The organism is Streptomyces sp. NPDC004134, from assembly GCF_042874195.1.
In the GTDB taxonomy this organism is placed as follows: Bacteria; Actinomycetota; Actinomycetes; order Streptomycetales; family Streptomycetaceae; genus Streptomyces.
This window is the reverse complement of sequence record NZ_JBIAMS010000036.1, coordinates 48,260-62,178: the sequence shown is the minus strand read 5'-3', so window position 1 is coordinate 62,178 and position 13,919 is coordinate 48,260. Positions and strand designations below refer to the sequence as shown.

Sequence of the window (13,919 nt, the reverse complement as noted above, 5' to 3'; positions counted from 1 at the left end):
TATCACGGTAGGGAGTTTCCGCCGCGTTTCGCACCCCGTCGTGCGCCTGCGCCGGTCGCGGCGGGGTGGGTGCGGGGTGGCGTGGCCAGGGTGCGGGGTTGCCGGGTGGCGGGGGGTGGTGCGTACGGGGCGGGTGCGCCGTGCTCCGCCCGCCGCGTCGGCGGCGGTGGGCCGCTACGACGGGGGGCGGAGGGTGGTGCCGTCGGGGAGGGTTGCGGTGAGGGTGGCGCGGGCGCCGTGGTCCGCCGCCGTGGCCAGGAAGCGGCCCTCCGCCGCGCCGCTCACGCCGCCCGAGGCGGTGACCGACGTGACGTCCCGGCTGCCCGCTGCCAGCACGTACCACCTGCCCGAGCGCGCCTTCCACAGCACGCCCGCCAGCGCGTGCGGCGCCCGTACGCCGCACGCCGTCGTGTCCCGCGCCCGGGCGGCCACCGCGCCCTGCCGCGGCGCGTCGGCCGCCGGCGGCTGGAACTGCGCCAGGGCCACCCCGCCGGTGCCGCGCCAGGTGTCGGCGCGGGTGCACACCCAGGCCGCGGTGCCGCCCGCCTCGGGCAGCGGCTGGCCGGCGAACGTCCAGGAGTTCACGGACCGTACGCCGTGGGCGCGGAGCGCGGCGAGGTGGCACGCGGTACGGGCCCAGCGGTCGCGGGCCGCGGCGCCCGCGACGTCCGTGGCGGCGGCCGGCGGGCCGTACGTCAGCCTGGCCGGCACCAGCTCGCCGAGGTCGGTGGTGAGCTGGGCGGGTGCGCCGGCGCCCGCGGAGGGGCGGGTGCGCAGCTCCAGGGCGGGCCAGGTGGTGCAGGGCTGCTCGGTGGCGGGGGAGGGGCCGTTGCCGGGGGGATCGGTGGGTTCCGCGGCGGGTGTGTCGGTCGTCGCCGTGGTGTCCGGTACCGGGTCGCCGGGGGCCGGGGTGTTCGGTGCCGGGGTGTCCGCGCCCGCGTCCTCCGGGTCGGCTGTCCTCGCCCCGGGCGCTCCCATCCCGGTCGGACCCCCGTCCGGCTGCGCCGGGTCCGCGGTCTCGCCCGCGGCCGGGTCCTCGCCCGGCCGGGGGGTGCCGTCCTCCGCGGGGGCGGTGGTGGGGAGCGGGGGGCTGGGGACGGGGGCGGTTACGCCGTCCGTGTCGCGGCCGACCCGCCGCGCCTCCGCCGCCGGGTCCAGCAGCTCGCGCAGCGAGACCCCGGAGACCCACGGCGCGGTCAGATAGCGGACCTTGCCGTTCCTGCGGCCGACGACGACGGCCAGCGCGCTCGCCGCGTCCGCCGCGTCGGCGCGGGCGAAGTCCAGCACCGCGGCGCCCGGTTCGCCCCGCACCTCCGCGTACCGCACCAGCCGCAGGCCGTCGTGGAAGAGGACGACGGTCGCCCGGTCGACGTCCCCCGCGTACAGCAGCCGCGGCGGTCCCGCGGGCGGCCCGGCGGCGGTGCCGGGCGTCGCGGAGAGCCGTACGGACTCGCCGGGACGGGCCCAGACGGCCAGCGCCCTGCGCAGCAGCGCGGCGTCGCGGGTACGGGCGCCGCGGGCCGGCCAGGCGGCGAAGTCGGCGCGCGCGGCGCTTTGCCAGTCGTCGCGGCCCGCGACGGTGAGCTGCGCCGGGTCGAGGGCCTGTTCCGCGAAGGCGTTGCGGGCGTACGGGGCCGCCGCCGCGCCGTCCCCGCCGCCCCCGGCGCCGGGGACGCCGAGCAGGGCGACGACGGCGGCGAGGGCCGCGGCCGCGGCGAGCGCGGCGCGGGTGTGCTGGCGGCGCCGTAGCAGGTCGGTGGGGCGGGCCTGCAGCGCACAGGGGTCGAACTCGGGGGAGAGCAGCAGCCGCCGCTCCGCGCTGCCCGGCGGCTCCGCCACGCGGTCGGCGGCGGCGAGCGCGGCCCCGGGGTCCTCGGCACCGGCCGCCGCGAGGAGCCGGCGCACGGCGGGGTCGGGCAGCGCTTCGAGGCCGCGCAGCACGTACGCGGCGCGGGCCGGGGCGGGGAGCGCCGCGAGGGCGCGGTCGAGGGCCAGTTCGTCGGAGCCGCCCGGGCGCGGGTGGAGGCGCAGCCCCCAGAGCCGGGGCAGCGGGCTCGGCAGCCCCGCGGGGCGCGGCAGCCGGAGCCGGCCGCGGGGGCGCCCGGCGGCGAGCGCGGCCCGTACGATCCGGAGCCGCACGTAGGCGTAGCCGGCCCCGGCGTCCCCGTCGTTCCGCCAGGGCGCAGCGGGGCCGAACCGCACCTCGGCCGCAGGCGCACCGCCCGCGGGCCCGGTGACCCGGGCCGCACCGCCGCCCCCGGCGCTCCCGTCCGCCCGCTGCCCCGGCACGGCGCCCGGCGGCACCCCGTCACGTACCCCGTCGGCCGGCGCCCCGCCGTGCGCCCCGCAACCCGGTGCCCCCGGCGCCGTACGTCCCCGCGGCAGTGAGCGCTGCACCAGGCCGTGCGCCGCCAGCACCCGCCTGCCGCGGTCCTCCTCCGCGGGCAGCAGCAGATACGCCAGCCGCGTCAGATGCGCGTAGTGCTCGACGACGGCGGCCTCGGCCTGCTCGACGTCGACGGGCGGGGGGACGGTGTCCGCGGGCGGTGGCGGCTTCGCGGCGCCCCGGGCGGTGACGGCCTGCTGATCCACGCTGGGTTGAACGAGTGAATCCTCAGATGGTCACTCCGCCGCGGCGCCCGGCCCGGCCGCCGCCCCTCACCCGTTCGTCCACCCGCCGAACTCCACGGTCCCCCGCACGCCCGCCGCGGCCGACATGAACAGCCCCGCGTCCTGTGTCCCCGCCGTCCCCGGCACCGTCACCGTCGCCACGGTCCGCCATGTCGCGCCGGCGTCCGTCGAGCACGCGCCGGTGAACGTGTCTCCCGCCCGCGTCAGCCGCAGCGTGACCGGTGCCGTGACGCCCGTGATCCGGCGGTACGTGTCCAGCGTGCCGTCGCCGTTCGAGTCGTACGACAGCACCACGCCGTTCGCCGGCGTCACCGCCAGGTTGAGGAACCCGGCCGCGCCCGCCGTCCGCAGGTCGTTGCGGGCGACGATGCCCGCCCGCGCCCACGGACCCGTCGGCGCCTGCGCGTCGACCGTCAGCGTCACCGTGCCGCCGGAGGCCAGCGACCCCGGCCGGAAGACCGCGCCGAACTCCGCCGTCGCCTTCCACATGTCCGCCCCGCCCCCGTCGACCGCCCAGCGGTCGCCGAGCTGCCCGAAGACGGCGGCGTTCGTGGTGACCGTGGCGACGCTGTCGTCCAGCGGCCCGGCGACGAACAGCGTGCCCGGGGTGTGCACCGTCACCGGGTCCTGTCCGGCCATCCCGTACGCCGTGCGCACCTCGTACGCCAGCGGCGTCAGCGGCTTCGCGGGCGGCCCGGCGGGCGCACGTACCTCCCACGCGTGCTCCGCCCGGCCCGCCGCCGGCACCGCCGGCAGGGAGACCGCCCCCGGCGGCGCGGCGTCCAGGCCCGTCAGCTCCAGCTCCACGGCGCCCGTGGCGGCCAGCCCGCACATGTTGCGGAACCCGGCGGTCAGCCGCCCCGTCCCGCCCGGCGCGAGCGCGGGCGGATCCGCCACGGCCGTCACGAAGCCCTGGTACGGGGCCGTGGCCAGCACCTCGTGGACGCGGCGCGCGAGGGTGTGCGCGTTGCCGGAGGGGCGCTCGGGGTAGCGGTTGCGCTGCCGCGTCCAGGGGTCCTCGACCGCGTACCAGTCGAAGGGCTCCGGCTCGCGGCCCGCCGCCAGCGCGTCCTGGAGTTCCTCCAAGTAGGCGCGCCAGCGCGGCGCGTGGAAGTCGCGGATCAGCCCGGACCAGTCGCGGTTCGCGTAGTCCGCGAGGTGCCCGCCGTCGGCGGTGGGGCGGTCGGCCCAGGTGGTGACGAGGACCCGCGCGGTGCGCTCCAGCAGCGCGGCCTCCGCGTCGTCCGCGGCCATCCGGCGGGCGTCGGCGAGCCACGGGCCGAGGAGGAACGCGCGGTGCGCGCCGGTGGTCTCGTCGCTGAGCGCCATCAGCTTCAGCCACAGGTCGGACAGCGTGCGGAAGGTGGCCGCTCCCTCTGCGTCCCCCCGCTCGTACGCCGCCTTGAGCTGCGGCAGCAGCACCCGCGACCGGCTCGCGAGCGCCTGCCGGGCGAGGTCGACCAGGTCGTGCCGGTACGCGTCGGAGGCGCGCAGCGCCGGGGCGACGCCCAGCAGCGCGCCGAACGCCTTGTCGAACTCGGCGAGGTCGAAGGCCGGCGTCTTGGTCGCGTAGTACGCGCCGGAGCGGGCGTCCAGCGACGGGCGGGCGGCGAAGACCGAGTCGTGCGGGCGGCCGTCGGCACTGGAGATCGCGTACGCCGTCTCGCGCAGCGCCGCGAACGCCGCGCGCGCCGCCGGGTCCGCGCCCCCGTAGCGCACGGCCGCGTACGCGTCGAACCACTCCTTCCGGTCCACCGGCTCGTCCCGCCACGCCAGTTCGCTGAAGAGCTCCAGCGCCGCCGGGTCGCGCTCGGCGGCCTCCGGCATGTACGCGGTGCCGACGCACGCGCTGCCCGGCTTGTCCCGCCAGGCGGCGAAGCGCTCCGCCCACATGTGGGTCTTGGCGCCGATCGTGGTGCGGCCGCCGAAGTTGGGGATGGTGCCGAAGGCGTACGGCACGCCGCCCCAGTCCGCCTCGCGGTCGGTGACCCGCTCCAGGTCGGACAGGCCGTCGACGACGAGCATCCGGTCGGGGTGGGCGAGTCCTTCGAGGAGTTCGCGCCGCGGGTTCTCCTGCCAGCCGAGGATGACCCACGTCGCGCCGGGGCGGGCGGTCTGCAGCGCGGTCTCGACGGCGCGCGCGGCCTCCGGCACGGGGACGTCGCCGGGGTCGCCGCCCTCGTGCAGCAGGTCCATCTTCAGGTGCCCCACGGGCCCGAAGAGGTCTTCCTGGTGGCGGTAGAACGCGGCGGCGACGTCGCGGAAGACGTCGGTGCGCGGGTCCAGCCAGTCCGGGCGGGGCAGGCCCGCCCAGGTGCCCTGGGGGACGGTGCGGGCGCCGGGGTTGCGGTCGGCGAAGCCGCCGGGGACGGTGCCGAAGTAGCCGGGCAGGACGGGGGAGATGCCCAGCTCGCGCATGCGGGCGGTGACGCGGCGGCCGAGTTCGGTGCGCTCGGCGAGCAGCGCGGGGGAGACGGGGCCGCCGTAGTCGCTCATGTTCTGCAGCAGCCACCACGGCTGGTGGCTGGGCGCGGGCAGCCAGGCGCGGGCCTCGGCGTCGGAGTAGCCGAAGTCCTGGAGCAGCCGGTGGTAGACGGCCTCGGTGCCGGGGGTGACGAGCACCTGGTTGCAGCCGTGCAGGGCGAGCACGTCGACGAACCGCTCCCAGCGCGCCCAGTCGTGGTACGGGCCGGTGTAGCCGTCGTGCGTGTCGTTGAGCGCGAACCGGGCCGGGACGGTGGCGCGGCGCTCCACGGGCGCCGCGGGCGCGGGCAGGCGGCGGGGGAGCCGGGTCTGGCTGCCGGACCAGGAGACGACGGCGCGGCAGGTGTACTTCAGGTACCAGTGCACGCCGGTGAGGAGCACCGCGGGGCTGGTGCCGCCGACTTCGATCCGGCCGGTCCGGCCGCGTACGGTGAACCGCTCCTCGCCGTCGAGCGCGGTGAGCGCGAACTGCCCGGCGTGGTCGGGCAGCAGCCGCTCCAGCGCCTCCCGGGCCGCCGCCACCTCGAACCCCCTGCCCGCGGCCGCCGCCGTGCCGCCTCCGGCCGTCACGCTACGGGCCTGCGCCTGCCCGCCGACGAGTGCCGCGCCGGCGCCGAGCGCGCCGGCCGTGCCCAGGATCGTGCGTCGCGTCATGTCCGTCATCAGCGGACCGTAGCCACGCGCGGGGCGAGGGGGCAACGGAGGGAAACGGGCGAAAAGCGACCGCGTACGGGCCGGCACCGCAAGCGCTGTCTTCGGGGCCCGTACGGGAGCCTGCAGACCCGCGTGCAGACCCGCGCGCGGCCCGCCCCGGCTCCGTCAGCCGCGGTCCAGGTACGCCAGCACCGCCAGCACCCGGCGGTTGTCGTCGTCCGACGGCGGCAGCCCCAGCTTGCCGAAGATGTTCGACGTGTGCTTGGCCACCGCCCGCTCGGTGACCACCAGCTTCTCCGCGATCGCCGCGTTGGACCGGCCCTGCGCCATCAGCTCCATCACCTCGCGCTCCCGCGGCGTCAGCGTGTTCACCGGCTGGTCCTGTGCCGCCCGCCGGCTCAGCAACTGCGAGATGACCTGCGGGTCCATCGCCGTACCGCCGGCCGCCACCCGCCGTACCGCGTCGATGAACTGGTCCGCGTCGAACACCCGGTCCTTGAGCAGGTACCCCACGCCGCCGCGCTCGTCCGCCAGCAGCTCGCGCGCGTACAACTGCTCCACGTGCTGCGAGAGCACCAGCACCGGCAGCCCCGGCCGCTTCGCCCGGGCCTGCAGCGCGCACTGCAGGCCCTCGTCCGAGAACGACGGCGGCAGCCGGACGTCGACCACCGCGACGTCCGGCTCCAGCTCGTCCAGCGCCCGCGCCAGTTCGGGGCCGTTGTCCACCGCGGCCAGGATCTCGAAGTCATACGCTTCGAGCATGCGGACGAGACCGTCCCTCAGAAGGAAGAGGTCTTCGGCGATGACAGCGCGCACGGAATCTCCAGGGTCACCATCGTGGGGCCGCCGACCGGGCTGTTGACGGCCAGTACGCCGTCGAATGTACCGAGCCTGCGCTCCACCCCGGCCAGCCCGGAGCCCTTGTCCAGCGACGCGCCGCCGCGGCCGTCGTCCGTGATCGCGATCCGCAGCATGCCGTCGCGGTGCCCCATGTCCAGCCACACGCGCTGCGCCTCCGCGTGCTTGACCGCGTTCGTCAGCACCTCGCTCACCGCGAAGTACGCCGCCGACTCCACCGGCTCCGCCGCCCGCCCCGGCGGCGTACCCAGGTCGATGTCCACCTCGACCGGCACCGGCATGCGCAGCGCCAGCGCCCGCACCGCGTCCGCGAGGCCGCGCTCGGCCAGCACCGGCGGGTGGATGCCCCGTACCAGGTCCCGCAGCTCCGTCAGCGCCTCGGCGGACTCGCCGCGCGCCCGCGACACCAGCTCCTTCGCCTTGGCCGGGTCCTTCTCGATCAGCGCCTCGATGGTGCCCAGGCTCATGCCCATCGCGACCAGCCGGGCCTGCGCGCCGTCGTGCAGGTCGCGCTCGATGCGGCGCAGCTCGGCGGCGGAGTTGTCGACGGCGTCCGAGCGGGTCTCGGTCAGCCGCGCGACCCGCTCGGCCAGCTCGACCTCGCGCGGCGCCAGCACGCCCTTGGTCATCTGGAAGTGCAGGCCCAGCAGGCGGTGGCTGGCGAAGAGGCCGACGGCGAACAGCGCGGTGCCGAGCCCGGCGGCCATGAGCGCGGTGCTCTGCGAGGACACCGGCACGAAGCCGTACCAGTAGGTGTGGGCGCCGCCGCTGGTGATCGGGTCCCAGACGCCGGCGGCGAGCACGTACCCCTCCAGCGGGTAGAAGGTCACCGCGACCGTGACGACGGCGAGGACCGTGCCCGCGATCATGTCGGTGAACAGCCAGCGCAGATCGCGCCAGGTCGCCGGGTCGGTCAGCATGTGGCGGGTGCGCTGCGCCTGGCCGAAGAGCCCGCCGTGCAGGTTCGGCGGCCAGGGGCGGTACGTGGCGGGGATGCGCACGTCCGACCACTGCGCGGCGAGCAGCCGGCGCAGGTTGGCCTGCATCCGCACGCCCTCCAGCACCCAGGGCGTGGTGACCAGGCCGATGCCGAGCACGGGGATGAGCACGACGGAGACGAGGGTCAGCACGAAGAGCGTGATCGAGGCCGCGGTGCACAGCACCGTCAGCGCCAGCGCCCGCACCCCGGCCAGCGCCCAGTTCCGGAAGATCATCTCCGTGTTCCCCTCTGTTCCCGCCGCTCCCTGCCGCTCCCGCGCCCGTTCCTGCGCGGGTCCCGGCTCGCGCGGCCCGCTTCTCCGGCCGCACGTCACAGTCTGCCGCGCGGCCCGGACGGGGGCACGGGGCCGTACCCCCGGGCCGGGGTGTAGCTAGCACCACCACGCCGTACGGGACGAAGGGACACACCGGGTTTACATCCGGGCAACGGACGGGAAACCGCGGCTTGCGACGCTGCCCACGGTGGGCGTGCGTGCCGCCCGCCGCCCCGCACCGCACCTGTACGAACGAAGGACGGCGACCGTGAGCTACAAGGCCGAGTACATCTGGATCGACGGCACCCTGCCCACCGCCAGGCTGCGCTCGAAGACCAAGATCGTGGAGACGGGCGCCGAGCCGCCCCTGTGGGGCTTCGACGGGTCCAGCACCAACCAGGCCGAGGGCAACTCCTCCGACCGCGTCCTCAAGCCCGTCTTCACCTGCCCCGACCCGCTGCGCGGCGGTGCCGACGTGCTCGTACTCTGCGAGGTCCTCGACACCGACCTCAGCCCGCACGCCTCCAACACCCGCGCCGAGCTGCGCGAGGCCGCCGAGCGCTTCGCCGCCCAGGAGCCGGTCTTCGGCATCGAGCAGGAGTACACCTTCTTCCGCGGCTCCCGTCCTCTCGGCTTCCCCGAGAACGGCTTCCCGGCCCCGCAGGGCGGCTACTACTGCGGCGTCGGCGCCGACGAGATCTTCGGCCGCGAGGTCGTCGAGGCCCACCTCGACAACTGCCTCAAGGCGGGCCTCGGCCTCTCCGGCATCAACGCCGAGGTCATGCCGGGCCAGTGGGAGTTCCAGGTCGGGCCGCTCGGCCCGCTGGAGGTCGCGGACCAGCTCTGGGTCGCGCGCTGGCTGCTCTACCGCACGGCCGAGGACTTCGGCGTCTCCGCCACCCTCGACCCCAAGCCGGCGAAGGGCGACTGGAACGGCGCGGGCGCGCACACCAACTTCTCCACCCGGCGGATGCGCGAGGGCTACGAGGCGATCGTCGCCGCCTGCGAGGCGCTGGGCGAGGGCGACAAGCCGCTGACGCACGTGCGCGCGTACGGCGCGGGCGTGGAGACCCGGCTGACCGGGGCGCACGAGACGGCGCCGTGGGACGAGTACTCGTACGGGGTGTCGGACCGCGGGGCGTCGGTGCGGATCCCGTGGCAGGTGGAGAAGGACGGCAAGGGGTACATCGAGGACCGGCGGCCGAACGCGAACGTCGACCCGTACGTGGTGACGCGGCTGATGGTGGACACGTGCTGCGCGGCGCTGGAGAAGGCGGGCCTGGACTGAGCCCGGGCCGCGGGGTCGTACGGGGCCGGGTTCCCGGCGTTCGGGGAACGTGACCGGACACCACCCGTGCCGCTCCGCGGGTTGGTGCAACCGGCTCTTTCGCTCGCCCTATCGGCCGCGTCGCGCTGGCCTGGGGCCGGGGAGATGCCGACGCTGAATGCATGTCAGGGGCGCGGCGGGTCTGGACGGCGGTCGCCGCCGCCCTGCTGAGCGCGCTGACGGTGCTGCTGCTGTGCCGGTACACCGTGGCCGACCCGGCGTACTACACGGGCGCGGTCCGGGAGGCCGACGGCTACCAGCGCGTCTACGACGAAGTGCTGCCCGACCCCGCCGTCCGCCAGGCGCTGCGCACGGGTGCGCTCGGCATCCCGCTGCGCAGCGACGCGGTGGTCGACAACCTGCCGCTGCTGGTCCCGCGCCCCGCGCTGGAGCAGGCGGCGGACCGGCAGGCGCGGGCCCTGGTCGCGGCGCTGACGGGCACCGGCAGGGCGGCGGCCGGCAACGACTGGCGCGGGCCGGTCACGGAGAGCGCGACGGAGGCGGGCAGCGACCAACTGCGCGCGCTGCGCGAGGACGCGGACCCGGCCGCGGCCCGCGGCCTCACCCACCTCATCACCCGCCTCCGCGAGTACGTCACCCCCGGCCACCAGTCGCCGACCCCGACGTCGGCGCTGCGGGAAGCGGTGGCCGCGTTCGTCCACGACACATGGCCGCCGAGCACGGCACGCCGCATCATGACGGCGCTGGACGAGGTCCTGCCGGGAGCCGAAGCACCGCCTGCACGGAGGGCGGGTGCGGTGGACCGGGGGCCGGTTTCGGAGGCGCGGCCGCCGCTGGTGGAGCGGGGGGACGCGGTGGGGCGGCCGGGCCTGTGGCCGGTGACGGGGAGAGGCGGCGCGACGGGCGCCGGGACGGCGGGTCGCGGAGGGGAGCCACGCGAGCCGCTGATGGTGGGCGGGCAGGAGGCGGGGGTGCGGCCGCCGCCGGTGGGCCGGGCGGACCCGGGGCCGGTGGCGCCGGGGGGTGGCGCGGAGGTGCGCCCGCCCGCAGCCGGGGCTCCGGGTTCCGGGGCATCGGTGGGGCCGGGCACGAAGCGGCGTGGGCCGTACGCCGCGGGGGCGCGTCCGCCGCTCGTGGCGTCGGGGGGTGCCCCGGGGGACGGGCGGGGAGCGCCCGTCGGTGCCGGCGGGGTGGCCCCGGCGGTGGGGGAGGGGCGGGTGCCGTTGGTGGTGGAGGACCGGGCCGGGGGCGGTACGGATCCGGCGTCCGGGGCCGCGTCGGAACTGCCGGGGTGGGGCCCTGAGCGGGGCGTGGTGGTACGGACCGTGCTGGCCGCGTCCGCGTCGTGGTGGGCCGTCGCGGGGGTGGCCGCCGCGGCGGCCGGGGCCGGGGTGCTGGCGCTGCGCGCGGCGGCGCGTGGCGGGCGACTCCGGGCGCGTACGGCCGCGGCGGCGTGCGCGGGTGCCGCGGTGCTGACCGCCGCCGCGGGGGCGGCGGTGTGGGCGGCGCTGCCGGCGTCGGCGGGGCTGGTGCCGGACGGGCTGCCGCCGAGCGTGGCGGCGCTGCTCGCGGACGTGGTGGCGGGCCTCTACCGCGAGGCGGCCCTGGCGTGGGCGGGGGCCCTGCTCACCCTGACCCTCACCGCCGCGGCCCTCACCACCTCCGAGACGGCCCGCAAGGCCCTCCACCGCACTCTGACCCGCACCGCGGGCTCGCCGGCGGCTGCCGCCGGTGTCGTACGGGCGAACGCGCACCGCGCCCCCGGCACCCCCGCGCCAACCCCAGCCGACTGCGAGACGGCCGCCGACCCGCAGCGCTCCGCGACACCGCCCCCGCCGAGCCGTACGGCCACCGCCGCGCCCAGGACGCCCCGCCACCCGGGCGCCGGCGCCACCCCGCCGCCCTCCGGCCCCGCCCCACCCCCGCCGGCCACCCTCCGCGCCCGCTGGGCGCGGGGGCTCGGGCTCGGGGTCGCCGGGTTCGCCGCGCTCGCCCAGGTGTGGATGCTCGTCGGGGTGCCGTCCGGGGATTCGCTCGCCTGCAACGGTGACGTCGCCCTCTGCGGCCGGCCGTACGACCAGGTCGTGCAGGTCGGGGCGCACAACGCCATGGCCACCGTGCCCGACGGGTTCCTCGGCGCGCACCAGGACGTCTCCCTCACCGGGCAACTCGACCGCGGTGCCCGCGCCCTCCTCCTCGACACCCACTACTGGGAGACCGCCGAACGGCTCGTGCCGCCCGCCGGCACCGGGGGACTCGATGCCCCCGCCCGGGCGACCCTCGTACGGGCCGTGGACTCGGTCGTGCGCCCGCGACCCGGCACCTGGCTGTGCCACGGTCCGTGCCGGATGGGTGCCACGCCCCTCACCGCGCAACTGCGCGAGCTGCGCGACTGGCTGGAGGAGCACCCCCGGGACGTGGTGACCCTGATCCTCCAGGACGCCATCACCCCCCGCGACACCGCCCGCGCCTTCCGCGCCGCCGGCCTCGGGCCGTATCTGCACAGCCCCGCCCCCGATCCCGCCGCGCCCTGGCCGACTCTCGGCGAGATGGCTGACTCCGGGCGGCGGCTCGTGGTCTTCGCCGAGGAGGCCGACGGGCCCGCGCCCTGGTACCGCAACTTCTACGAGTACGCCGTCGAGACCCCGTACCGCGCCCGCGAACCAGGCGACATGAGCTGCGCGCCCCACCGCGGCGGCAGCGACCCCCGCAAGAGGCTCTTCCTCCTCAACCACTTCGTCACCCACGGGATGGGCGCCCCCCGGGCCGAGGCCGCCGCCGTCAACAACGCCGACGCCATCGTCCACCGCGCCAGGACGTGCGCGCTGCTGCGCGGCCGGATGCCCACCATCATCGCCGTGAACCACATGACCCTCGGCGACGCCGTCGGTGCCGTACAGCGCCTCAACTCCGAGACGCCCTGAGCACCGAGCCCCGGGCCCCGGCCCCCGAGACCCGCCCCCCGAGCGGCCGCCGTCAGTCGCAGCGCGTGCCCTTCTTCGGGCGCTTGCCGTCGAGCAGGAAGTCGTTGACGTTCCCGTCGACGCACGCGTCCCCGGTGATGTAGCCGGTGTGCCCGACGCTCTCGAAGGTCAGCACCACGGAGTCGTTGTCGAGTTCCTTCGCCATGTCCGCCCCGCCCTTGTACGGGGTCGCGGGGTCGCCGGTGGTGGCGACCAGCAGCGCGGCGGGGGCCTTCGTGGCGCGTACCTGGCGTGATTCGTTGTCACCCGGTACGGGCCAGCCCGTGCAGGTCAGCATCTGGCCGGCCATGAACGTGCCGAAGATCGGGGACGCCTTGGTGAACTCGCCCTTGGCCTGCTCGACGTCCGCCGCGGTGTAGCGGTCGCTGGTGTCGCGGCAGGTGACGGCGGTGAAGGCAGCGTCCGGGTTGCCCTCGGCGGCCATGACGGACACCCCTGCACCCGGCAGCGGCCCCGCACCCGGCACTCCCGCACCCGGCACTCCCGCGCCCCGTACGGCCGCACCGCCGCTGCCGCCCGCCAGGCGGACCATCGGCGCCCCGTTGCCGTCACCGAGCGCGCTCAGCGCGTGCCGCAGGTCCGGCCACATCTTCTCCGAGTACATCGCGTTCTTCAGCGCGTCGACGAACGTCGACTGGTCCAGCTCCCCCGCCGCGGTGTCGATCTCCCGCTTGTCGAGCAGGTTGAACAACTGCCGCGTCTCCTTCTTCGCCTTCGCCGTGTCGCCGCCCAGCGGGCAGTCTGACGCCCCGCGCTTCGTGCAGTCCTTCGTGAAGTCGTCCAGCGCGCGCTGGAAGGCGTGCGCGTTGGCGAGGTAGGTCTGCTCGCTGTTCTTCATCGGGTTCTCGACGCCGTCGAGGACGACCCGGCCCGTCTTGCGCGGGAAGAGGTGCAGGTAGTTGGCGCCCAGCTTGGTGCCGTAGGAGAAGCCCATGTACGTGAGCTTGTCCTCGCCCAGCACCCCCCGCAGCACGTCGAGGTCGCGGGCGGAGTCGACGGTGCCGACCCAGGGCAGGAGCTTTCCGGAGTCCTCCTCGCACAGCTTGCCCTGGAGTTCGCGGAACGCGGCGAGCTTGTCGATCTCCGTGCGCTCGTCGGGGGAGCGGTCCAGGCTCTTGGCCTGCCGCGCGGACGGGTTCGCGCACTGGACGGGAGGGGTGCTGTCGCCGACGCCGCGCGGGTCGGGGGCGACGATGTCGTAGCGCTCGTTGAGCTTCGTGAACTTCGCGCCGAGGCCGGCGAGGCCCTCGACGCCCGACTCGCCCGGGCCGCCGAAGTTGAGCACGAGGGAGCCGATCCGGTCGCCCTTGGCGCCGGTCGCGGGCAGGCGGGCGACGGCGAGGCGCAGGTTGCCGCGGTCGGTGGCCGCGTAGTCGCGCGGGACCCGCATGCGGCTGCACTGCAGCCGTTTGAGGTAGCCGGGGGGCTTGCGGCCGGACTCCTTCGCCGCCTCCGCGACCTTGCGGCCGCAGTCGGTCCAGTCCACGGACTGGTCGTAGTACGAGGCGAGCGACCCGTCGCCGTCGGCGGCGGGTCGCTTCGCGGGGGCGCCGGCCGGGCTCGCGGCGGTCAGCGCGAGGGCGCCGGCGACCGGCAGGACCGCGACGACGAGGGCGGCGCGGCGGGACGCGGAACGTCGGCGGCCGGCGGGCGATATGTGGTATTTCGCTCCCATAGGGCACACGCTACGGGCGGCCCCGTACCTCCGCACCCGCGGCGCGGACCGCCGGGCACCCCGCCGCGGCGCCGGGCAAAAGGGGACGCGCC

The 13,919-nt window shown here is 76.6% G+C and carries 7 protein-coding genes; 2 read left to right on the top strand and 5 right to left on the bottom strand.

Going from position 1 to position 13,919, the window contains the following annotated elements; translation table 11 throughout:
- Positions 1–174: 174 nt before the first annotated feature.
- The 4 genes from ACFYVJ_RS32520 to ACFYVJ_RS32505 all read right to left on the bottom strand — a co-directional run bounded on the left by ACFYVJ_RS32520 (position 175) and on the right by ACFYVJ_RS32505 (position 7,841).
- On the bottom strand, positions 175–2,592 hold the full coding sequence (locus ACFYVJ_RS32520; RefSeq protein ID WP_388899311.1) for a hypothetical protein: 2,418 nt from the start codon (positions 2,590–2,592) through the stop codon (positions 175–177).
- A gap of 66 nt (positions 2,593–2,658) precedes the next feature.
- On the bottom strand, positions 2,659–5,778 hold the full coding sequence (locus ACFYVJ_RS32515; protein WP_388899308.1) for an alpha-N-acetylglucosaminidase: 3,120 nt from the start codon (positions 5,776–5,778) through the stop codon (positions 2,659–2,661).
- 156 nt (positions 5,779–5,934) lie between these two features.
- Positions 5,935–6,585 (bottom strand): LuxR C-terminal-related transcriptional regulator, encoded by a 651-nt coding sequence (locus ACFYVJ_RS32510; protein WP_388899305.1) that lies wholly within the window; start codon positions 6,583–6,585, stop codon positions 5,935–5,937.
- Positions 6,549–7,841, bottom strand: a complete 1,293-nt coding sequence (locus ACFYVJ_RS32505; protein ID WP_388899302.1) for a sensor histidine kinase — start codon at positions 7,839–7,841, stop codon at positions 6,549–6,551. Before ACFYVJ_RS32505 ends, ACFYVJ_RS32510 begins: the two co-directional genes overlap by 37 nt.
- 307 nt (positions 7,842–8,148) lie before the next feature.
- Here ACFYVJ_RS32505 and glnII point away from each other — a divergent pair, with 307 nt between their 5' ends.
- Together glnII and ACFYVJ_RS32495 are read left to right on the top strand one after the other, a co-directional pair.
- On the top strand, positions 8,149–9,168 hold the full coding sequence (gene glnII, locus ACFYVJ_RS32500) for a glutamine synthetase (protein WP_388899299.1): 1,020 nt from the start codon (positions 8,149–8,151) through the stop codon (positions 9,166–9,168).
- Between the two features lie 161 nt (positions 9,169–9,329).
- Positions 9,330–12,092: a hypothetical protein gene (locus ACFYVJ_RS32495; protein WP_388899297.1), complete on the top strand. Its 2,763-nt coding sequence runs from the start codon at positions 9,330–9,332 to the stop codon at positions 12,090–12,092.
- Positions 12,093–12,144: 52 nt separating this feature from the next.
- On the opposite strand, the gene ACFYVJ_RS32490 is transcribed toward ACFYVJ_RS32495, so the two are convergent.
- Positions 12,145–13,827, bottom strand: a complete 1,683-nt coding sequence (locus ACFYVJ_RS32490; protein ID WP_388899294.1) for an alpha/beta hydrolase — start codon at positions 13,825–13,827, stop codon at positions 12,145–12,147.
- Positions 13,828–13,919 lie beyond the last annotated feature (92 nt).